Source organism: Bifidobacterium jacchi (assembly GCF_009078285.1).
GTDB classification, from domain to species: domain Bacteria; phylum Actinomycetota; class Actinomycetes; order Actinomycetales; family Bifidobacteriaceae; genus Bifidobacterium; species Bifidobacterium jacchi.
This window is the reverse complement of record NZ_RQSP01000038.1, coordinates 1-21,626: the sequence shown is the minus strand read 5'-3', so window position 1 is coordinate 21,626 and position 21,626 is coordinate 1. Positions and strand designations below refer to the sequence as shown.

Here is a 21,626-nt window from a genome sequence, read left to right as displayed (position 1 = left end):
TTCGGGGCGTGTTGTCAGCGATCATTATTCGGGGATTGTTGGTTGATCTCCCGAGTTTTGTTCGCTGAGCGTCTCGTAGCGATCGGAATTCGGGAGCAGTGGGTTTGTTTCCCGAATTTTGTTCGCTGAGATGGTCTCAGTGATCATTATTCGGGAGAAAGCGGCGAATTTCCCGAATTTTGTTCACTGAGGCTGCCGCGGCGGGCAGCATCGGAGCCCATCGTGTCGAAGCTCGCTACACCAGATGGGTGCTACACCAGATGCTCGCTACACCAGATGGTTGTCGTAGGCGAAAACGACCGCCTGCACGCGGTCACGCGCGTTGATCTTGGCGAGGATATGCGCCACATGCGTCTTGACGGTCGGCAGACTGATGAACAGTTTGGCGGCGATCTCCTGATTGCTCAGACCATGCGCGATCTCGATGAGCACCTCACGTTCGCGCTCGGTCAGCAGATCAAGCTCCGGATCGGTGTAGCATCCGGCATCCACCGCATGCCCGCCGACCGTCGTGCTACCTTCAATCATGCCACCGCCAGCACCATCAGCAGCGCCAGCAGCGCCGCCATCGGCGGAGACGCCACCAACCCGTGCGGCACCTGCCAGCGGGCGAACACCGACAGCGCCCGCAAACGCACCCGCACTAGCTCCAGCACCAGCTCCGGCACCAGCACCTGCGCCAGCGGCTGCCGCCGAACCGTTTCGCGCATAGCCATCCTCCATCATCTTCTCGATGAGTCGCTTGGTGGCTGTCGGCGCGATGATCGCATTGCCGTCGAACACGGTGCGTATCGAGCTGAGCAGCGTCGCCGGGCGCGTGTCCTTGAGCAGGAATCCCGACGCTCCTGCGTTGATCGCGGCCATCACATATTCATCCAGATCGAACGTCGTCAGAATGATCACGCGCGTCGGCCGCACTCCATTCTGCCCTGTGGTGATGCGCTGCGTCGCCTCGATGCCGTCCATGCCGGGCATGCGCACGTCCATGAGCACCACGTCGGGATGCAGCGATTCGGCGGCCTCGACCGCCTGCGCGCCATCCGCCGCCTGACCGACCACCTGCATGTCCTTCTGCGAGCCGATCACCATGGCAAAACCGACGCGCACCAGCTCCTGATCGTCGGCGATCACCACTCGAATCCTGTCATTGTCACTCATGCTCACCACTGTACCCTTCGCGCCCGTCCGTCACGTTGTGTGCTGCGCCGAATACGCGGTCGTCTCCATCCGCACGGCGTGCACGCGCCGCATGGCGCAACTGCTCGTCGAGTGGGGCGGCCGGGTGCAGTCGCATCGCTGCTCCATTGTTCCCGGCGCGCGACTCCGCTGCGCCACCGTCGTCAAAGCCCGCAGCCTCGTCGCCATCCGCGCCGCCGTGCGCTTCGTCGCTGAACCCCGTTTCGCGCAGCATGCCGAGCAGTTGCCGCATGTGCGCCAGCGCGTCGCGCCCCTGATCGCCGATCGCCTCGAACGAGGAGGCGATCTCCTCGGCGCCTGGCCGCACGCCGCTCGCCTCGGCTTCGTCCAGCCGACGAATGCCCTGATCGGCCTGATCGATGACGCGCGTCAGCGTGTCGGTCACCTCCGTCTGAATCCTGCCGCTGATGCGATTGCGCTCCATGTTCGCGGCGAGCGTACGCTGCTTGCGCTGCTCCAATCGCAGCGCATCCTCACGCGCCTGCAGCACGAGCACGTTCGCTCCACGCGAGCGATGCCAACGGGCGAGCATGATCGTGCCGACGCAGATGAGCGCCAGCGCGATCGTCCAAGATATCGAATTGAACGCGACGCTTCGCATGCTGTACGGCAGTGGGAACGGCGTGTCCGGCGTCCCGGCGATCCAGCGCAGTATGCTGCCGTATCCGAGCGACGAGACCGCCACCTTGCCGCCGAACAGCACGGACACGCCCATCGAAGCCGCGCCGGTCCACTTCCATGTGCCGGGGCGGCCGTAGAGCACCGCCGAATACAGCGCCACCGGCGCCAGCAGGTCCGAAACGCTGATCGGCTGCAATGCGATCAGCTGAAGTACGGCGAGAACCGAGACCATCGCCGCCGTGGTCTCCGGGAAACGCCGGCGCAATGCCAGCGGAAGAATCATCATGAACGCGATCATGCGATGCTGCACGGCAAGATCGTCATCCGTCCCCCAACCAGCGAAGTACAGCGAGAACGTGCTTCCAAAACCGGCGAGCAGCACGGCAAGCAGCAGCGCGATGATCGTGTCCGTCAGCAGATAGTGGCGTTCGCACCATTGCGACAGTCGCTCCACATAATTAAGGCGCATGCCTTCGCCACCGACCGCCTGGGCGATGGGCTTGGAACGCAGGCTGGCGATGATCGACGGCCACGGCGATGTGCGTCGCGAAGAAGTCGGTGGAGCCGGTGGAGGCTGCGGAGCCGATGGAGGCTGCGGAGTCGGCGGCGATGTCCGTTGCGCTGGCGTCGGGTCGGCTGGTGCTGGCCCGGAAGGCGCCGGCGACGCTGCGGCCGCGTTCCCGCCCGATGCGCGATCCGCCGACTCGGCTGCTGTCGATTCGGCAGTGCTGCCATTGATGGCGTTGCTGATCGCGCCGCTGATGATGGTGCCGCTTCCGACGGCGCGATTCGGCTGCATGATCGCGTCGCTCTCGTCATGCGCCGTCGCCGCCCCAGCCGACGCAGCCCCAGCCGACGCAGCTGCTCCAGCCGCCCCAGCCGCAGCCCCGCCCAGCGGCACGACCGCATGCACGGCGAAGCCCCCGCCGAGCCGCGGCCCGGCATCCGCGCTGCCGCCCACCGCGGCAATGCGCTCCCTCATGCCGATCAGCCCATAACCAGCCTTATGCCCGTCAAGCCCTGCCGCCGCGCCCCGCCCGTCATCCGCCACGGTGACGGTCAGCGCATCGGCATCCCAACGCTCCCGAATAGTCGCATGCGCGCCCGGCCCCGCATATTTGCGGATGTTGGTGAGCGCCTCCTGAACCAGCCGGTAGACGGCAACGCTCGTCGGCCCGCTCAGCCGCGTCGGAGCCGCCGTCCCCTCGATCACGCGTTCGATCGTGCATCCTGGATTCGCCGCGGCGCGCGCCTGGGCGACCAGTGCATCGACATCCGCATAATCGGCGTGCCGCGGCCCGCCGAACACGCCGAGCAGACGCCTCATATCATGCAGCGCGCGCTCGGATTCGCGTCGAATCGTCTCCATCGTGCGCCGCGCGATGACCGGATCATCCGCCCCCGCATACTGGCCGCCATCGGACTGCACGATGATGATCGACAGCGTATGCGCCACCACGTCATGCATGTCCCGGGCGATGCGAGCCCGCTCGGCGAGCGCCGCGATGCGCTTCTCCTCCTGTTCGCTCGCCTCGAGCGCCGCGTTGCGCTCGCGCATCATGCGCACCGTCGCCAGCTTCGCCCGCTGCCAGAATGCGATGATGATGATCGAGACGATGCATGCCGTTATCGCCGCCCATACGGCGAGCGCCTCCTGAGTGACCAGACGAAGGCAGTCGGCGCTGACCTCGCCCTGCGCGTAGACCAGTCGGCAGCTGTTGTACGCGAGCGTGGTCGTAAGTTGGTTCAGTTCGGGGTATTGCGCCAGATCCTCGGCCGAGATGTATGGGGCGAGCATCGGGGTGGCTTCGCCCGCCCATACGATCACTGCGCTCGCCAGCGTGCCGGTTGCGAGTGCCGTCACGATGAACTTGCGCGTGTTGCGAGGGTTCCCGCGCAGCATCACGGAGTACAGCAGGGGCAGTGACATGAAGTCGGCGTAGATCAGCGACGGGCCGGCGATGAGTTGGAGGACGGCCATGACGGCGAACGTGGCCGCGGCGATCTGGGGGTGGATGCGGCGTATGGCCATCGGCGCGGTCATGAGGATCGTCCACAGCAGGACCGGGCCGGGGGTGTCGTATGCGAATAGCAGGCCGGGCGAGCCGACGTATGCGCCGGTGATGATCGCGGACAGTGCGATCAGCGCCAGCGCGGTGAGGGTGTCGATGATCAGTGTGCGTGCGCGGTCGCCGCGTGCATTGGTGCCGTATTGCGCATTGGGATTGCATTGCGCATTGGAGTCGTCGCCTGATTCGCGCGAGGTGCGCTGCGTGCGCGTGCGCGTCCGGTCGTCGGGTTGCGACGTCGCCCGCGCGCACCCCCGCCTGCGAACGCCTGTCCAATGCAATGCCATGGATGACCAGCGTAGCGGAATCGTCGCCGGGTCGCCATCGTACGGTGGGTTGATATCGGCGGGAATCGGCGGCGGGCCGGTACAAGGTCGGCGGCGGGTCGGCACGGGGCCTGGCAATGGGATCGGCGGTTGTCGCGGCGCGCCCGCGGTGGCATGATGGCTATGGTGTGAACAGGGCTTCCTGTGGCGAAGCCGAGCGAAAGGGGACGATATGACGTTGCTCGCCGACTATTATGTGCCGGGGCTGCATGTCGAGGATCATGCGATCAAGGTGCCGTTGGACTGGTCCGGCCATGAGCCGGGGCGCGGATTCGACGGCGAGGCGCTCAGCCTGTTCTATCGTGTGGTCACCGCGCCGGAGCATGTGCATGATGAGCTGCCGCTGCTGATCTATCTGCAGGGTGGTCCGGGCGGTGCGTCGCCGCGCCCGCTCAATCCGACGTCGGATGGCTGGATCGCCGAGGCGATCAGGCATTTTCGCGTGATTCTGCCCGATCAGCGCGGCACCGGGCGTTCCAGTCGCGTGGACACGCATGCGATGAGCCGTCTCGCCGATGCCGGCGCTCGCGTGCAGGCCGACTATCTCAAGCGTTTTCTCGCCGATTCGATCGTGCGTGATTTCGAGCATCTGCGCCGCACCGAGTTCGGCGGCGCCTCATGGGTGACGCTTGGTCAAAGCTACGGCGGCTTCCTGACGCTCACCTATCTGTCGCTCTACCCGCAGGGCATCACGGCGAGCTTCACCTGCGGCGGCATTCCGCATGTGCCGGCTGATGCGACCGAGGTGTATGAGCATACGTTCCCGCGCATGGCCACCAAGACCGCGCAGTTCTACGCGCGCTATCCGCAGGACGTCGACCGGGTGGCTGCGGTCGCCGACCGTCTGCCCTCGGTGGCCGATCTGTCCTCGCCAAGCCGTCAGGCCGCCGCCGACGTGCCGAGACTGCCCGACGGCGATCCGCTTACGGTCGAGCGGCTCCAGTGCCTCGGCTCCGGTTTCGGCATGAAGCCCAGCTTCGAGCGCGTGCATTGGATCTTCGACGAGGCGTTCCTTGACGGCGACGGTTCCGTGTCCGCCGACTCGCCGCTGTCCGACGAGTTCATGGCATCGGTGATGAACGCCACGTCGTCGCGGCCGCTGTACTGGCCGCTGCAGGAGTTCATCTACGCGAACGGCGAACTGGACGAGCCGATCCGCTGGGCGGCGCAGCGCGTGCGCGACCGGCATGCCGAATTCTCGACCGGCGCGCGCCCGCTCACGTTCACCGGCGAGGCGATGTTCCCGTGGATGTTCGAGCACGAGGCGGCATTGCGCCCGTTCCGTGCGGCGATGGACGTGCTCATGGAGGACACGCGATTCGGCGTCATCTACGACGAGCCGCAGCTCGCCCGCAACGAGGTGCCGCTCGAGGCCGCGGTCTACTTCGACGACATGTACGTCGATTCCGGCCTGCAGCTCGACACGCTCAGCCGCGTCGGCAACTCGCACTATTGGGTGACCAACGAGTTCGAGCACGACGGCAACCACGGCGACCGCGTGTTCGCACATCTGTACGCCGAGGCGCTGGATCGCGGCGATCTCGCCGCGCTGTTCCGGCGCTGACACGTGGCGCACGTCGTGCACACGGCGTGCGCATCCGCCGCATCCGCCGCATCCACGGCGAACGTGGCGAACGGCGACGGACGCCAGCATCACGAATCCACGAGAACACCAACACATAGGAGCACGTCATGAGCACTCTCGACAACATCACCATCGGATTCATCGGATACGGCAACATGGCCCAGGCGATCGCCCGCGGTCTCGTCGATGCGGGCGTCGTCGAAGGCGGCCATATCGTCGCCTGCGCCGCCCACTGGGACAAGCTGGAGCGCACCACGGCGCTCATCGGCGCCCGTCCGCTGCATTCGGCCGCCGAGGTAGCCGCCGCGGCCGACGTCGTCGTCATCGCGATCAAGCCGTATCAGATCGAGACGGTGGTCGCGCCGATCGCCGACGAGCTCGCCAAGCCAGGCCACTTCGTCGTCTCGATCGCGGCCGGCTGGGATCTGGCGAAATACCGCGCCCTGTTCGCCGACGCCTTCGCGAACATGCACATCCAATGCACGATCCCCAACACGCCGATGGCGGTCGGCAGGGGAGTGCTCGTCACCGAGACCGACAACACGCTCACCGACGCGCAGCGGGCCGTATTCGAGTCGTTGTTCGCGCCGATCAGCCTCATCGAACGCGTCGATTCGGCGCATATGACCATCGCGATGGTGATCGCCGGATGCGCGCCCGCGTTCACCGACATGTACATCGAGGCGCTGGGCGATGCCGGCGTGCAATACGGGCTGCAGCGTGCCACCGCCTACCGTCTCGCCGCGAAGATGGTCGAGGGCGTCGGCGCGCTCGCCATCGCCACCGGCGACCATCCCGGTGTGATGAAGGACGCCGTCTGCTCGCCCGGCGGCACCACGATCCGCGGCGTCGCCCAGCTGGAGAAATCCGGTTTCCGAGGCGCGGTCATCGACGGCGTCGACGCGATCATGCGCTGATATCGCTGACCTGCCGGCATGCGGCCGATGCGCGCCGATGCGCGTCGGCTGGTGCCGGTCAGCGTCGATCAGCATCGGTCGGCGATCATCCCCGTCCGGCTTCAGCGGCGGCGTCTTTGGACGGCGACTGGCATCGTGTGCCGACCCGTCCCGGCGATCGGATATACATGCAGAGTGCGTCTCGAAGCCTGCATCTGCTGCATGATCGTTCGCGGCGCCGCGCGACATTGGAGATGTGGGCCGTCACGCGGCGCACCGAGACAAGGAGCAGAACGATGACGATGGTTCGTCCGCACGACACGACACGCCCCTATGCGGCCCCTACGATCAGCGTGATCATGATGGAGCCGCAAGACGTGATCTGCGACAGCTGCACGGATTCCCAGGCGGGCAGCGGAGCAGACAATTGCATTCCGGTGCACCCGGGCACGCAGGCCTGGTCGGTCACCGACTGACGATGGACGCGGCGCGCTTGAATCCTACCGACGTCGGCATCTGATCATGTGGCGTGCGGCATCGGCGAACGACGACCGTGCCGAATACGCCCGATCACGCCGGCCACGAATCCAGCCAATACGCATACCGACCGCTCAACCCGCGCCACCACGGCACGACACGATCGCAAAGGAGACACCCGTGCACCGACGCAAGGGCCATATCATCATCAGCGCGGCGCTGCTCGCCGTCGCACTGTGCACAGGAACGGCGGCCGGCGCCTACGCGCAGCCGACGCCGGCAACGCCATCCGCCACGGCCGATTCGACCACGGTCGGCACTGATGCAATCAACAATAACGATGCCGCGCAGCCCATCGCCGACGCATTGCCGACCGCGACCGGCGAATCGCCGCGCATCGCGATCGGCGACACCGCATACGACACGCTCAAGGATGCGCTTGCCGCGGCGAAGAACGGCGATGTCGTGACCATCGGCGGCGACATCGCGCTGACCGAACGCCTTACGATCACCACCGCGAAGACCGTCACCGTGCGCGCCACGTCGGACGCGACCATCACGCGCACCGTCGGCATCCACATGGTCGCGATGGACACGGGCGGGCTCGTCTTCGAGGCCGCCGACAACGCCACGCTCACCTTCGAGGGCGCGGGCGCGGCATCCGGCATGGCCGCGTTCTACACCGCCGGTTCGGCGACCGTCACGCTCGGCAACGGCGTCGACCTGCACGCGCTCAACGCAACCAACCTGTCCAAAGGCGTTATCGAGATCAACGGCGGCACGGTCGTGTTCGCCGGCGCGACGATGAGCGAATGCGTCGGCGGCGTCACCGTACGCGGCGGCGGCACGCTGCGCGTCGAATCCGGCACGGTCAACACGGTCACGCAGGCCGCCAACGGCAACGTGCGCATCGGCGGCGCAGGCCGCGTAGCCGACCGCATCACGCTCAACGGAACCGCCCGCGTCACCGTCACCGCCGAGCTGACCGCGCACACCGCCGACGCGCCGCTCACCCTCGCCGCATCCGAATGGACGGTCGGCCGGGTCGTGGCCGCGTTCCCCAGCAAGGAGCTCGCCGCCGAATCGCTGTCGCTGCTGCGCGCCGTCAACGCGGACGGCACCTCGCGCCGACTGGTGGCGAACGGCGCGAACGTGGCGATCGGCAACGTGGACGAACTGCTCGACAGGATCGCCAACCCGTTCACCGACGGGCTTGAGACCGAACTCATCGACGAATTCTCCACCGCCGACGCGATCGCCGACGTCAGGCGGCAGCTCGCCGCGCTCAGCGGCGTCAGCGACGACGACAAGGCCGTCTATGCGGCGAAACTCGACGCGATCGACGCCAAGCGCACCTATCTGGAAGCCCACCGCGAGCAGGTCGACGCGAGCGTCATCGAACTGAGCCGACTGGGCAGCATGGATGTCGAACAGCGCCGCACCCAGCAGGGCTACCAGTTCGACAACATGGACTTCACCGGCTTCTACGTGCGCCCCGGCACGAACGGCGCATTCCGCGTCTACGTCGAGGCCGACAACCCCGCCGACGTCAGATTCACCTTCCGCGAATCAGGCCACTTCGACTCCAACAGCTACCAGATGATCTTCGTTCCCGACCGATTCAGCGGCTTCTCCAACGGCGCCAACGACCGCACGCTCGCCAACGTGACCAGCAGCACGGTCGGCTATGCGCTGTTCGCGCGCAACTACGGCACCGGGCGGGCGCGCATCCGCATCGAGGCCGCCGACGCCTCCGACGCGCGGCCGGTCGTCGGCACCACGCTCGGCCAGTACCCGTACTACGTGTACGATGCGAACCATCCCGAACGATTCTGGGACTACGTGGTCGAACTGCGCGAATACGCGAAGAACGTGGACACGGTCACCAACTACGTCGGCAACCTCGCGTCCGATCCGACGCTCGACGCCAACATGACCGGCCTGATGATCGGCCAGACCGTGCTCACCACCAGTGCCAGAAACGCCGTGACCATGCTCGCCGGCATCAAGGACGAGGCGTCGGCCGTCGCCTACATCACCAAGGCCGAGCACGAGACCTCGGACCGCCTCGCCTACTTCGACCACATCATGGGATTCAACGACAAGGACGCCAACCCGGTTCACCATCGCACCAGGATGCGGGTCGTCACCGAATCGTCCGAGAACCTCACGTCCCCGTCCACCATGTTCGCCTACGCGTATCTGCAGTCGCTGCCGATCGGCGCCACGTCCGCGCTGCTCGACGGCACCGACCCCGACGGCTGGGGACTCGACCACGAGTATGGGCACACCGTCGATCTGGGGCCGATCGCGATCGGCGAGGAGACCAACAACCTCATCTCGCTGTGGGGCCGTGTGCGCGCCGAGAAGGCGCGCGTCGCCAAGGAGGGCGGCGAATTCAAGATCACCACGTATCACGGCGACATCTCCAACAGGGCGCTGCCGGCATACCAGAAATTCCTTGCCGCGCGCGCCGCCGGCGGCGAGGCGGCCGAGAACGCGACGATCGACTGGAGCGACGTGTTCATGGCGGTGATGCTGCGATGGCAGGTGCTGCGCTACTTCGACGAATACGACTACGCGGCCGACGGCCTCGAACACGACCAGTCGATCGTCGCGCAGATCAAGGAGTACGGCACGCTCGGAACGATCTACCGGCTCGTGCGCGAGAATCCGAGCCGATACAACGAGGTCGGCTCCTCGAAGCGCGACCGCATGGTGGCCGCGTTCAGCGAGGTCACCGGATTCAACATGGCCGAGGTGTTCGGGCGACTGAACGTGACGGTCGGTGACAAGGCGAATGAGTTCGCCGCCCGATACCCGTCGTTCGACAAGCCGCTCGAATACTACACGACCGCATCCGACGTGCAGACGTTCAACGGCGCGACCGGCTACGATACGTCGCACCTGCCGACCCCCACCGTCACCGCGAAGCGAAACGCGAAGGGCGGCATCGACATCACCGCCACGATGAAGGACGCCGCAGCCGCCAAATCCACCACCGCATGGCGGCTCTACGCGGACGGCGAGGTCGCCGGCTATTCGACCGACGGCACGTTCAGCGTCTCGCCCGGCGACCATGTGCCCGACTACGAGGTCCTCGCCTACGACGTGCGGCTCAACGCCAGCAAGCGGGTCGCGATCGCCAAGACGATCGATCTCAAACTCGACGTGACGATTCTGGCCGGCGCATCGGCCGGCGACGGCACGTCCGGCAATGCGGGCGGCAAGGTGAGCGCCAAGGCGACGATCACCCCGAAGGACGAGAGCATCAAGCCCACCGTCGTGGCGCTGACCAACGGCGACATGACCATCAAGGGCGTGCCCAGCGCCGTCGTGACGATCGAATGCGAGCAGTGCACGGCCACGCCCGACCGCTTCGAGATCGACGCCTTCGACTGGGCGGGCGAGACCACGCCGATCAGCATCGTCGCCGACGACGTGACCGCCGCGCTGGGCAAGACCGCCAAGCCATCGATCGCCGCGACGGCGGTCGATGCGGGCGGCAAGCCCACGACCAGCGGCGGCGACATGGCGTACGTGATCACCGCCGGCGCCGGCGAGATCGGCCGCGACGTGACCGTGTACTACACGCTCGACGGCAGCGAGCCGACCAACGCTAACGGCACGCGATACTCGGTCGGCGACGCGATCCGCTTCACCGGCGACTCGATGACCATCAGGGCGCGCGCCTACCGCAGCGGCTACCTTCCCAGCGACGTGGCGAGCGCCAGCTGGACGGCGACGCGCAAGGTAACCGTCTACACCGCGATGTGGGGGCCTTCCGGATTCGGCGGCGACAAGCTGGAACTCGCCCCCGGCACGTACACCGGTGCCGAGCAGCTCGGCAAGCACTATGAGAACATCCGCAGCGTGGCCGTGCCAGCCGGCTACAAGGTGACGCTCATCGGCAATCCCAACACGCTCGTCTACACGAGCAGCCAGAACTGGCTCGGCAACTACACGATCGACCAGAGAATCCACACCGTCAAGGTCGAGGTGCTCAGCGAGGCGGCCCTGCCGAGCTACACCGTGCGCTTCGAGCCGGGAAGCCCGGCCGCGGGCGTCACGCCGAGCGGCACGATGGCCGACGCGACCCTGTACCGCGGCGTGACGACGATGCTGCCCGCCGTGGCCTACAGCGCGCCCGGCTACGCGTTCGCCGGATGGAAGGGCTCCGACGGCAACAGCTACGCGGATTCGGCGCAGGTGAGCGACCTCGCCGCGGCGAACGGCACCATAACGCTGACCGCGCAGTGGAAGGCCGCACCCTGCGACGGCAGCGCCGCATGCGTCATCGACCCGTATCGCGCGGCCCCCGACTCCAAGGACTGGACCGCGCCGGCCGCGCCGGAGGGTAAGGCGTTCGCCGGATGGTATCTCGACAAGGCGCTGACGAGCGCGATTCCCGACGAGATGACCAGCGGCGTCGCCTGGCCGCGATTCGTCGACGCGACCGGCCTGTTCGAATTCCGCGGCGGTTCGCTGCGCGCCGACTACCGCAACGCCGAAGGCGGCATCGACTACACGCGCACCAGTCTGCGCATGGGCTACCGGGTGCGCCCGTTCGACGGCACCACGGTGAGCGCATGGGGATGGCGGTTCGGCGTCGGCAGCGACGATCTCAACCGCACGCTCGCCGGACGCAACCGCATCGACGGCGACGACGGCTCGTTCACGTCGAATCTGGTGCTCACCGGCTTCCTCGCCGGCGACTACCGCACCGACATCCACGCGCAGCTGTGGGCGAGGTATGTGACCGAGGACGGCACGCCGGTGACGCTCACCGACGAGACGCGCGTGCGTTCGGTGCGTGACGTTGCCGAGCGAATCGTCGCCGAAGGGTCGGGCGCCGGCGACGACGAGATCGCGTACGCGCGCGGCATCCTCGCCCAGTTGGGCTGACGCGCGTCTCCTGACTCCTTCCTCGCCGCCGCAGCTGCGCCCGCGACACGCGATGCACGCCGATGCGGCGGCGGGGGAGAGCGGCGTGTATAGTCGCATAGGTCACTTCTGTGGCCACCTTGTCCGCTTCACGCTAGAAAGGTGAGCCGTGTCAGTTACAGATGGGTCGGCTGAGACGCCGATGGTCGGCAAAAGCGTCATTTCGCTCGATGATCTTTCCATTCGCCAGATTCGAGAGCTGCTGCATAAGGCGCAGTACATCGACGCGCATCGCAGGGAGGTGGCGCACACCTGCGACGGCAGAGTGCTCGCCACGCTGTTCTACGAACCGAGCACCCGCACGCGACTGAGCTTCGAGACCGCGATGCTGCGTCTCGGCGGCAAGGTCATCGGCTTCGCCGGCGCACAGCTGGCATCCGTGTCCAAGGGCGAGTCGATCGCCGATACGCTCAAGACCGTGTCGAACTACGTCGACGTGGTTGCGATCCGTCATCCCAAGGAGGGTGCCGCGCTCGTCGCCGCGCGCGCCGCGTCGGTACCGGTCATCAACGCCGGCGACGGCGGCCACATGCATCCCACGCAGACCCTCGCCGACCTCGCCACGCTGCAGTCGCGCTTCGGCCGCGTCACCGATCTGACCGTCGGCCTGTGCGGCGATCTGATGTTCGGCCGCACCGTGCACTCGCTGATCGAGACCCTGTGCCGGTTCGGCAACGTGCGCTTCGTGCTCATCAGCCCCGACGAGCTCAAGACCCCGCAGTACGTGCTCGACCGCATCGACGCCACCCCGTCGTGCTCCTATGTCGAGGTGCGCGACCTCGCCTCCGTGATCGGCGATCTCGACGTGCTGTACATGACCCGCGTGCAGAAGGAGCGCTTCTTCAACGAGGACGACTATCTGCGTCTGCGTGACACCTACATCCTCGACGAGGACAAGCTCTCCCTCGCCAAGCCGCGCATGGCCGTGCTCCACCCGCTGCCGCGCGTCAACGAGATCGCCGTCGAGGTCGACGACGATCCGCGCGCCGCCTACTTCGAGCAGGTCAAGAACGGCATGCTCATGCGCATGGCGCTCGAAAGCTCCGTGGTGGGCGACGAACTGCCCGGCTACGAGCCGCTTGAATCCGCTTCCGATTCTTACGATTCTTCCGATTCTTCCGATTCCGTTTCCACGATCGACGCCAAGGAGGTCCGGGCCTGATGGAGGTCACCAGCGTACAGAACGGCATCATCATCGACCATGTGCCGGCCGGCACCGCGCTCAAGGTGCTGGAATATCTCAAGATCAATCCGGCGAAGACCAAGCTCGCCCTCATCATGAACACCGACAGTCATCTGTACGGCACGAAGGACATCATCAAGATCGAGGACGAGGACGGCAAGAAGACGCCCGCCATCGATCTGGACGTGCTTGGACTCGTCGCGCGCACGGCGACCGTCGGCATCGTGCGCGGCGGCCGCATCGTCGAGAAGAAGACGCCGACCCTGCCCGAGCATGTGGTCAACATCCTCACCTGCCGCAACCCGCGCTGCGTGACCACCACCGAGCGCGGCATCGACCAGATGTTCCATCTGACGCACTCCGGCCGCCAGGAGTACCGCTGCGACTACTGCGACGAGGAAGCCAAGCTGTAAAGCCGGAGCGACCCGGACGGCCGGGGCAACCAGCCGACCGGGTCGTTTGCATCCATATCAACCGCCATATCAGGCCGCCAAGCTGCAAGGAGCCGACATGCCTACGCTGCGTAACATCAGGGTGTGGAACACCGACGAGATCATCGACGTGCGGGTGCCGGTCGCGCCGCATGCGCTGCTGGAGGGGGAGCGTTCCCGCTCCGCCGGGTTTGCGGATGCCGAGATCGATGCCGGCGGGCTCACGCTCGCGCCCGGTTTCGCCGATCCGCACGTGCATTTCCGCGATCCCGGCCAGACCTACAAGGAGTCGATGGTCTCCGGCTGCGCGGCGGCGGCGTCCGGCGGATACACCGACGTGCTCATCATGCCGAACACCGTGCCCGCGATGGATGGCGAACGGCTCGACGACCCGAATGCGCCGGGCGCACGCGAAGTGATCGACGCCGGGTATGGGACCGTCATCGACTATCTGCAGCACTACGGCGAGGCGCACGATGTCACGCTGCCGGTGCGCTACGACCTGTGCGTGTGCGCGTCCAAGGGCCGCGCGGGCCGCGAGGCGACCGAGCTTGCGAAGTGGCGTCGATACATGCCCGGCATCGACGAGGCAGACAAGGACGAGGCGCAGCTCGCGCACCCGGTCACCGCGATCAGCGACGACGGCTCGGCCGTCACCCCGGCGACGCTGGACGCGGTGTTCACGCTCGCCGAACAGTCCGGACTGCCGCTCATCGAGCACTGCGAGCACCACGACACGGGCGCGGTCAACGAGGGGCCGGTCTCCCGACGGCTCGGCGTGCCGGGCATCCCCGAGGACACCGAGCTCAACATCGTCACGCGCGACATCGCCAAGGCCCGCGAGACCGGCGTGCACGTGCACTTCCAGCATGTGAGCACGGCGGGCAGCTTCGAGGCGATCCACGCCGCCAAGGCCGAAGGGCTGCCGATCACCTGCGAGACCGCGCCGCACTATTTGGCGCTGTGCGACGAGGCGCTGCTCGAATACGGCACGCTCGCCAAGATGAATCCTCCGCTGCGCAGCGAGGCCGACCGACGCGCCACCTGTGAGGCCGTGGCGGACGGCACCGTCGACATGCTCGCCACCGATCACGCTCCGCATACGATGGAGGAGAAGGCGCGCGGATTCCTCGACGCCCCCAACGGCATCATCGGACTCGAATGCGCGTACGGCGTGTGCCACGCCACGCTCGTGGACGGCGGCTACATCAGTGATGCCCGGCTCATCGAGCTGATGAGCGTCGCCCCGATGCGGCTGATGGGCCACGAGGCCACCGACATCGCCGCGCTGCTCGACAGCGACACCGACGCATCCCGCGAGCCGGGAGCCAAGCGTCTGCTCGACTTGACCGATGCGTCCACCGCGCTTGACGCCTCCGACATCGGATTGGTCGTGCTCGACACCGCCGAGGCATGGCAGGTGGACCCCTCCGCATTCCACTCCAAGGCGCGCAACACCCCGTTCGGCGGATGGAACGTCACCGGGCGGCCTCTGGCCACCATCATCGGCGGGGAACTGGCGTTCAGCCGTCTGCGGTAGAACGTCGGCCGATGTAGCTGCCAGTCGGCGCGGCTGCCAGCAAGGCGCGGCCGGCCGGTCGCCGATGCAGGCGATCGCCGCGTTTCGCAACAGCAGGCGGCCATAGGTGGGTGGCAGTAGGCAGCAGGAGCAGAAGTACAGGCAAGGAAAGGAATCGTCATGGATCGTCTCATCGACGCGATCGAAAGAACCCAGAACCCCAGCGTCGTCGGACTCGACCCGACCGAGGCGCTCGTGCCGGCGCAGGTGGTCGCGAGCTTCGCCGACGAGGTGCGCGACTCGGTGGACACGCCCGAGGAGGCGCCCGCGGCCCAGCTCGCCGTCGCCTTCTATGAGTTCAACCGCACGATCATCGACGCGGTCGCGGGCATCGTGCCCGCCGTCAAACCGCAGATCGCCATGTACGAGGCGCTCGGCCCGGCCGGCATCGACGTGTACACGATGACCTGCGAGTACGCGGCCGAGCAGGGCCTCTACGTGCTCGCCGACGTCAAACGCGGCGACATCGGCTCCACCGCCGCCGCCTACGCGCACATGCTCACCGGAGTCAACGCCGGCGCATCCGCCGAGGCCGGCAGTGCCGGGGCCGGTGCGCATGATCCGTGGCACGTGGATGCCGTCACCGTCAATCCATATCTCGGCACGGACGGCATCACCCCGTTCGTCGACGCCGCCAAGACGGCCGACAAGGACCTGTTCGTGCTCGTGCGCACCTCGAACCCCTCATCCAGCGAACTGCAGATGCTCGATCTGGCCGACGGCTCCAAGGTCTACGAGCATGTCGCCGATCTGGTCGAACGCTGGGGAGCCGACACGATCGGCGAACACGGCTACTCGCGCGTCGGCGCGGTCGTCGGCGCCACGCATCCGCAGGAGGGGCGGGCGCTGCGCGAGCGCATGCCGCGCACGTTCTTCCTCGTGCCCGGATACGGTGCCCAAGGCGGCACCGCCGCCGACGTGCGTGGCATGTTCGACGCAAACGGCTCCGGCGCGATCGTCAACTCGTCACGCGGCATCATCGGCGCCTGGCGCACATCCGGTCGCTACCGCAAGGACATGTCCGCGGACGACGCGCTCGCCCTCGTGTTCGACACCGCGCGCGAGGCTGCGACCGCCATGCGCGACGATCTTCGCGCGGTGCTGTAGGCTACGCACTGTAGGACGCGCGCTGCCGGATGCGCATGGCGCGCCACCGGCGACCCATCGCGCGAATCCCCAGCAAAGCAATCCAGCAAATCCAGAAAAGCCAGCAAATCCAGCCTGCAAAACAAGCCAAAACGCAAGCCAACAACGCAAGCAAAACAGCAATCAGACACAGCAATCCGTCAGATCAATCCGACAAGGAGCATGATGACAGCCACCTTCACCCCGACCTATGACGTGGTGGACGAGGCCGTGGCGGCCGGGTACTTCCCGCCGCGCCACCCCGTCGAGATCACCGCGGTCGAGCGACTCGCCGACCGCGTGATTCGACTCACCTTCCGCGACCCGTACATCGCCGCGCACGCCCGCCCGGCGCAGTTCGTCAACCTGTTCACCGACGATCCGCTCATGCCAATGCCCCGACCGTTCGGCGTCAGCGAGGTGCACGGCGACGACGTGAGCGTCATCTTCGCCATCGTCGGCAAAGGCACGGCGGATTTCGCCGCCATGCGCCCCGGCGACGCGATCCAGGTGCTCGGACCGCTCGGCCGCCCGTTCGCGACCAGGAAGCCCGCCCACTACGTGCTGGTGGCGGGCGGACTCGGCGTGCCGCCGCTGATCTACACGGCACAACGGCTTGCCGCCGACCCTGCGGTGCGCACGACCGCGGTGTTCGGATACCGCAATGAGCATTTCGCCGACCGCTTCGTCGAACCGTTCGCCGACCGTACGGTCAGCATCGACGAATCGGAGGGCAATGTCATCACCCTGCTCGACCGGCTGGAGACCAGCGGCGAGCTCGCCGTCGACGGATTGGAGACGGTGATCCTCTCCTGCGGCCCGCTGCCGATGATGAAGGCGGTCGCCGCATGGGCCGCCACACGCGATCTGGCATGCCAGCTGAGCATGGAGCAGCGCATGGGATGCGGCTACGGCACCTGCGTGCTGTGCACGATCGATACCGTGGAGGGCCGGCTCAAGGTCTGTTCCGACGGGCCGGTGTTCACCCGCGAACAGCTCGGATGGGGGCAGTGACATGGCGAATGACATGACACAGGACATGGCAGAAGGTACGATCGTGAATCCGAATCCATCCGCGGCTGCGACCGACCAGGCGGCCCCGGTCGCCCCGACCGCCCCGACCGCAGCGGATGCGGCCGCCACCGCGAACGCATCCTCGAAACCCGGTCACATCAACCTGTATGAGCCGCACGAATGGAAGCACGGCACCAGCGTCGCCGGCGTGCCGTGGAAGAACCCCGTGGCGACCGCATCCGGAACGTTCCAGTATGCGGCCGTGCGCTGGTTCTACGACGTCAGCCAGCTCGGCGCGGTGAGCACCAAGGGCTGCTCGCCGGTGCCGTGGCTGGGCAATCCCAGTCCGCGCACCGCCGAAGGGCCGGCATCGAATCTCAACGCGGTCGGATTGCAGAACCCGGGAGTCGACCACTATCTTGCGCACGATCTGCCCGATCTCAAGAAGGCGGGTGCGCTGGTCGTCGCCAACGTGGCCGGCCACTGCGACGACGACTACGTGCAGGTCACCGAGAAGCTCGCCGACTCGGCCGCCGACATGCTGGAGATCAACGTGAGCTGCCCCAACGTGACCCACGGCGGCATGAGCGTCGGCACCGATCCGGTGGCGCTCGCCTCGCTCATGGACAAGCTGCGTCCGCTGACCGACAAGCCGATCATCGTCAAGCTCACGCCCAACGTCACCGACATCACCGTGCCGGCGCGCGCCGCGGTCGAGCATGGCGCCGACGCGCTGAGCATGATCAACACGCTGCTCGGCATGCGCATTGACATCCGCACCGGCAGGCCGATCATCGCGAACACCACCGGCGGCGTGTCCGGTCCGGCCGTGCTGCCCATCGGTCTGGTCGCCGTCTACCGCACGCGAACCGTGCTGCCGGACATTCCGATCATCGGCATCGGCGGCATCGATTCGGGGGAGAAGGCGCTGGAATACCTGTACGCCGGCGCGAACGCGGTCGAGGTCGGCGCCGCCGCGCTGTTCGATCCGGTCGCCCCGCTGCGCGTCGCCCGCGAACTCGACGATCTGCTTGACGCGCGCCCCGAACTCGCCGCCAAGCTCGCCGCCGGGAAGACCTGGCGCTGAGCGATGCCGCGAGCGGCGCATTGTGAGCGGAGCATCGCATTCGGAGGAACGTCCGGCGGTACCGCGAAACCATGGAAACACAACAACAGATTTCGGTAGCCGCGAAAACCGCGGCAGTCCGCCCGCCATGCGGCGGCATCATCACCAACCAAGGAGATCAGCACATGACCGACACCGCGTCGCTCGACATCCGCTTCACCCAGTTCCTGCTCGAATCCAAGGCGCTCAAATTCGGCGACTTCACGCTCAAATCAGGCCGTAAGTCGCCGTACTTCATCAACGCGGGCGCGTTCGACGACGGCCGCAAGATCGCCACGCTCGGCGCGTTCTACGCGGAGAAGATCGCCGAGGAGATCAAGGCCGGTCGTCTGTCGCAGCACATCGACACCGTGTTCGGACCGGCCTACAAGGGCATTCCGCTGGCCGTGTCCACCGCGATCGCACTGACCGGCGCGCACGGCATGGAGGTCGGCTACACGTTCGACCGCAAGGAGCGCAAGGACCACGGCGACGGCGGCATGATGGTCGGCACGCAGCTCGAGGACGGCATGAAGGTGCTGCTCGTCGACGACGTGATGACCGCCGGAACCGCAGTGCGCGAGGTGGTCCCGAAGCTGCGCGCCGAGGCCGATGTCGAGATCGTCGGACTGGTGCTGTCCGTTGACCGCATGGAGAAGACCCGCGACTCCGATCTGTCCGCGGTCAAGGCCGTCGAGGCCGAATTCGGCTTCCCGGTGCTCGCCATCGCCAACGTGCGCGAGATCTTCGAGGCAGGACGGCACATCGCCACCGCATCCGGCGAGCCGTACGTGACCGAGTCGATCAAGACCGCCGCCGACGCGTATCTGGAGCGCTACGGCGCGTGAGCCCGGTTCATCGCAGCCATGCGCTCAAGGCATGGCTGACGGCGTAGCGCGGCTATTGTGTCGTCGGGCGCAAATCGTCTAGTGTGGAAGTTACATGCGATGCCGCGTTGAGATGCGGCCTTGCAATGCTGCATTGAGATGCCGTGTTGCAATGCTGCATTGCAAGGCCGTCGCCGTCGCGTCCTGAGTGCGGCGGTGCCTCGTTGGCTGCCGCCTTGGGTGCGGTGGCGTTTCGGGCGCGGTGTCTTGGATGTGGTGTCTCGATCGCGGTGCATGAGGTGCGGCGTCGGTCGAATCAGATGAACGGAAGGATATTGACATGAGCGAGATGATGAAGGCCGCGATCTTCGTGGAGCCCGGGCGTATGACCGTCGATGAGGTGCCGAAGGCGCGCCTCGAGGCGGATACGGATGCCGTGGTGCGTGTGGTGCGTGCCTGCGTGTGCGGCTCGGATCTATGGTATTTCCGCGGCGCGTCCGACCATCCAAGGAACAGCCAGATCGGCCATGAGGCGATCGGCGTGGTCGAACAGGTCGGTACCGCCGTCGAGTCCGTCAAGCCGGGCGATTTCGTGGTGCTGCCGTTCCCGTACAGCTGCGGCAAGTGCCCGGTGTGCCGTGCCGGATTCGAGTCGGTGTGCCCCCACGGCGGTTATTTCGGTGCGAGCCAGGCTCAGTATGTGCGCGTTCCCGAGGCCGACGGCACGGTCGTCGTGGTGCCCGGCTCACCCGAGGACTACTCCGATGAGACGCTCGCGTCGCTGCTGACGATCGCCGACGTGATGTCGACCGGCTACCACGCTGCCGCATCCGCCGAAGTCAAGCGCGGCGACACGGCCGTGGTGATGGGCGACGGCGCGGTTGGACTGTGCGGCGTGCTGTCGGCGCACATGCGCGGGGCGAGCCGCATCATCGCGATGAGTCGGCATGAGGATCGCGCGGCGCTGGCGCGTGAGTTCGGCGCGACCGACATCGTGCCCGAACGCGATCAGGCGGCGATCGACAGGGTGCTGGAGATGACTGGCGGCTATGGTGCGGACGCCGTGCTCGAATGCGTCGGTTCCAAGCAGTCGTTCGACACGGCGGTCGGCCTCATCCGCCGCGGCGGGGTGATCGGACGCGTCGGTCTGCCGCATGATGTCGAGATCAGCGCCGAGGGCACGTTCTACGGCAACATCGGCATCAAGGGCGGTCCCGCTCCGGTACGCCATTACGATCTTCACGCCGGATTGCTTCAGGCGGTGCTCGACGGCACGATCAATCCGGGCCGCGTGTTCACTGGTGAATATGATCTCGATCATATTCAGGACGCCTATGAGGCGATGGATCAGCGCAAGGTCATCAAGTCGCTCATCCGCTTCTGATTCCTCTGATCGGCTGTGGTTCTTGCGGGGCCGTCCATCCGGGTGGATTGGGCGGCCTCGTCGCATTGTATGCTGACGCCTTGCATATTGACGCATTATGCACTTCTGTTGTCATCGTGGGTGGTGGTTCGTTGCTGAGCCGTTGGGATGGTAGGGGAAGGCCGCTTTTCGGGTAGGGTGCTCAACAACCAGGAACTCAACGACCAGAAAGAACCATGGAACCTGCGCAAAGTGGTGTCCCTGCGCTGGTATCCTTATTCGACTCTCCTCTCACGGGTGCTCTGAGCAATCTGGGCGGGGCTCCTCTGCCCTGGCACCCTTTTGTGACTCCCCTCCTATACCTCTCTCGCTCGTGCTTCCTCGCTTCCTCGTGCGTCGCTAGACACTTCGCTTGCACTTCCTTAGCGCAAGGATTAGTGAGACAGATTAGTGAGGCGGACCATTAATGAGGATTTGCGCAAGAAATTCTCGGGGAAAGTGGCGAGTTCGAGATTCTCTTGCGCCGAGCGGTCGTGTGGCGCAAGGTTTTCTCGGGCTTGGGGTTTTTCGAGATTCTCTTGCGTTGGGCTTGATGGCGTCGTAGCCGCAGCTGGGGTTGCCGCAGCCACGCGATGGAGAAATGCCCCATTTTTTCATCGCGTGGCTGTGTGGTATACCACGGGGCGTCGTGTGACCGATTACATTGCGTTGTTCGCGTCGTTTTTGCAGCCACACGACCGGTTGTGATCGGTCACATCGTGCGTCGTGGCGGTTCGTTCAGCCACGCGATGCAAAAAACGCCTGTTTTCTCATCGCGTGGCTGCGAACGATAAACCGTGATAAAACCATCATCGTGTTGAATAATTACAAAATGGCGGAATTCC

General features: G+C 66.2%; 13 protein-coding genes and 1 pseudogene. 12 read left to right on the top strand and 2 right to left on the bottom strand.

All coding sequences use genetic code 11. The features are described 5' to 3' along the window. Positions 1-267: 267 nt before the first annotated feature. Together EHS19_RS08790 and EHS19_RS08785 are read right to left on the bottom strand one after the other, a co-directional pair. Positions 268-1,158 (bottom strand): response regulator transcription factor, encoded by an 891-nt coding sequence (locus EHS19_RS08790; protein ID WP_151917382.1) that lies wholly within the window; start codon positions 1,156-1,158, stop codon positions 268-270. Continuing rightward, on the bottom strand, positions 1,151-4,174 hold the full coding sequence (locus EHS19_RS08785) for a sensor histidine kinase (RefSeq protein ID WP_151917381.1): 3,024 nt from the start codon (positions 4,172-4,174) through the stop codon (positions 1,151-1,153). Before EHS19_RS08785 ends, EHS19_RS08790 begins: the two co-directional genes overlap by 8 nt. A 211-nt stretch (positions 4,175-4,385) precedes the next feature. Here EHS19_RS08785 and EHS19_RS08780 point away from each other — a divergent pair, with 211 nt between their 5' ends. The 12 genes and pseudogenes from EHS19_RS08780 (at position 4,386) to EHS19_RS08725 (ending at position 20,763) form a co-directional block, all read left to right on the top strand. Next, the gene (locus EHS19_RS08780; RefSeq protein ID WP_151917380.1) at positions 4,386-5,777 is read left to right on the top strand and encodes an alpha/beta fold hydrolase; all 1,392 of its coding nucleotides are present in this window, start codon (positions 4,386-4,388) and stop codon (positions 5,775-5,777) included. A 128-nt stretch (positions 5,778-5,905) separates the two neighbouring features. Continuing rightward, complete coding sequence (gene proC / locus EHS19_RS08775) at positions 5,906-6,715, top strand: pyrroline-5-carboxylate reductase (RefSeq protein WP_151917379.1); 810 nt, start codon at positions 5,906-5,908, stop codon at positions 6,713-6,715. Between the two features lie 275 nt (positions 6,716-6,990). Continuing rightward, positions 6,991-7,170 (top strand): hypothetical protein, encoded by a 180-nt coding sequence (locus EHS19_RS08770; protein ID WP_151917378.1) that lies wholly within the window; start codon positions 6,991-6,993, stop codon positions 7,168-7,170. A 181-nt stretch (positions 7,171-7,351) separates the two neighbouring features. After that, a complete protein-coding gene (locus EHS19_RS08765) occupies positions 7,352-12,076 on the top strand; it encodes an FN3 associated domain-containing protein (RefSeq protein ID WP_151917377.1) in 4,725 nt (1,574 codons plus the stop codon). A 181-nt stretch (positions 12,077-12,257) separates the two neighbouring features. Next, a pseudogene (pyrB, locus tag EHS19_RS08760) lies at positions 12,258-13,196 on the top strand (aspartate carbamoyltransferase); the annotation flags it as partial. 80 nt (positions 13,197-13,276) lie between these two features. Then, a complete protein-coding gene (locus EHS19_RS08755) occupies positions 13,277-13,711 on the top strand; it encodes an aspartate carbamoyltransferase regulatory subunit (protein ID WP_151917376.1) in 435 nt (144 codons plus the stop codon). Positions 13,712-13,808: 97 nt separating this feature from the next. Next, positions 13,809-15,269, top strand: a complete 1,461-nt coding sequence (locus EHS19_RS08750) for a dihydroorotase (RefSeq protein WP_151917375.1) — start codon at positions 13,809-13,811, stop codon at positions 15,267-15,269. A gap of 159 nt (positions 15,270-15,428) precedes the next feature. Continuing rightward, on the top strand, positions 15,429-16,415 hold the full coding sequence (gene pyrF / locus EHS19_RS08745) for an orotidine-5'-phosphate decarboxylase (RefSeq protein ID WP_151917374.1): 987 nt from the start codon (positions 15,429-15,431) through the stop codon (positions 16,413-16,415). Between the two features lie 201 nt (positions 16,416-16,616). Then, positions 16,617-17,447, top strand: a complete 831-nt coding sequence (locus EHS19_RS08740; RefSeq protein WP_151917373.1) for a dihydroorotate dehydrogenase electron transfer subunit — start codon at positions 16,617-16,619, stop codon at positions 17,445-17,447. Between the two features lie 13 nt (positions 17,448-17,460). Next, positions 17,461-18,534, top strand: a complete 1,074-nt coding sequence (locus EHS19_RS08735) for a dihydroorotate dehydrogenase (protein ID WP_241677178.1) — start codon at positions 17,461-17,463, stop codon at positions 18,532-18,534. A gap of 164 nt (positions 18,535-18,698) precedes the next feature. Beyond that, positions 18,699-19,400 (top strand): orotate phosphoribosyltransferase, encoded by a 702-nt coding sequence (pyrE, locus tag EHS19_RS08730; protein WP_151917372.1) that lies wholly within the window; start codon positions 18,699-18,701, stop codon positions 19,398-19,400. Between the two features lie 319 nt (positions 19,401-19,719). After that, a complete protein-coding gene (locus tag EHS19_RS08725; protein WP_151917371.1) occupies positions 19,720-20,763 on the top strand; it encodes a zinc-dependent alcohol dehydrogenase family protein in 1,044 nt (347 codons plus the stop codon). Positions 20,764-21,626 lie beyond the last annotated feature (863 nt).

Excerpts from the sequence above, each read along its gene's own strand:
- EHS19_RS08755 (WP_151917376.1), top strand. The coding sequence starts at position 13,277 with ATGGAGGTCACCAGCGTACAGAACGGCATCATCATCGACCATGTGCCG.
- pyrE (WP_151917372.1), top strand. The coding sequence starts at position 18,699 with ATGACCGACACCGCGTCGCTCGACATCCGCTTCACCCAGTTCCTGCTC.
- EHS19_RS08780 (WP_151917380.1), top strand. The coding sequence starts at position 4,386 with ATGACGTTGCTCGCCGACTATTATGTGCCGGGGCTGCATGTCGAGGAT.
- proC (WP_151917379.1), top strand. The coding sequence starts at position 5,906 with ATGAGCACTCTCGACAACATCACCATCGGATTCATCGGATACGGCAAC.
- EHS19_RS08750 (WP_151917375.1), top strand. The coding sequence starts at position 13,809 with ATGCCTACGCTGCGTAACATCAGGGTGTGGAACACCGACGAGATCATC.
- EHS19_RS08770 (WP_151917378.1), top strand. The coding sequence starts at position 6,991 with ATGACGATGGTTCGTCCGCACGACACGACACGCCCCTATGCGGCCCCT.
- EHS19_RS08735 (WP_241677178.1), top strand. The coding sequence starts at position 17,461 with ATGACACAGGACATGGCAGAAGGTACGATCGTGAATCCGAATCCATCC.
- EHS19_RS08740 (WP_151917373.1), top strand. The coding sequence starts at position 16,617 with ATGATGACAGCCACCTTCACCCCGACCTATGACGTGGTGGACGAGGCC.
- EHS19_RS08790 (WP_151917382.1), bottom strand. The coding sequence starts at position 1,158 with ATGAGTGACAATGACAGGATTCGAGTGGTGATCGCCGACGATCAGGAG.
- EHS19_RS08785 (WP_151917381.1), bottom strand. The coding sequence starts at position 4,174 with ATGGCATTGCATTGGACAGGCGTTCGCAGGCGGGGGTGCGCGCGGGCG.
- EHS19_RS08725 (WP_151917371.1), top strand. The coding sequence starts at position 19,720 with ATGAGCGAGATGATGAAGGCCGCGATCTTCGTGGAGCCCGGGCGTATG.
- pyrF (WP_151917374.1), top strand. The coding sequence starts at position 15,429 with ATGGATCGTCTCATCGACGCGATCGAAAGAACCCAGAACCCCAGCGTC.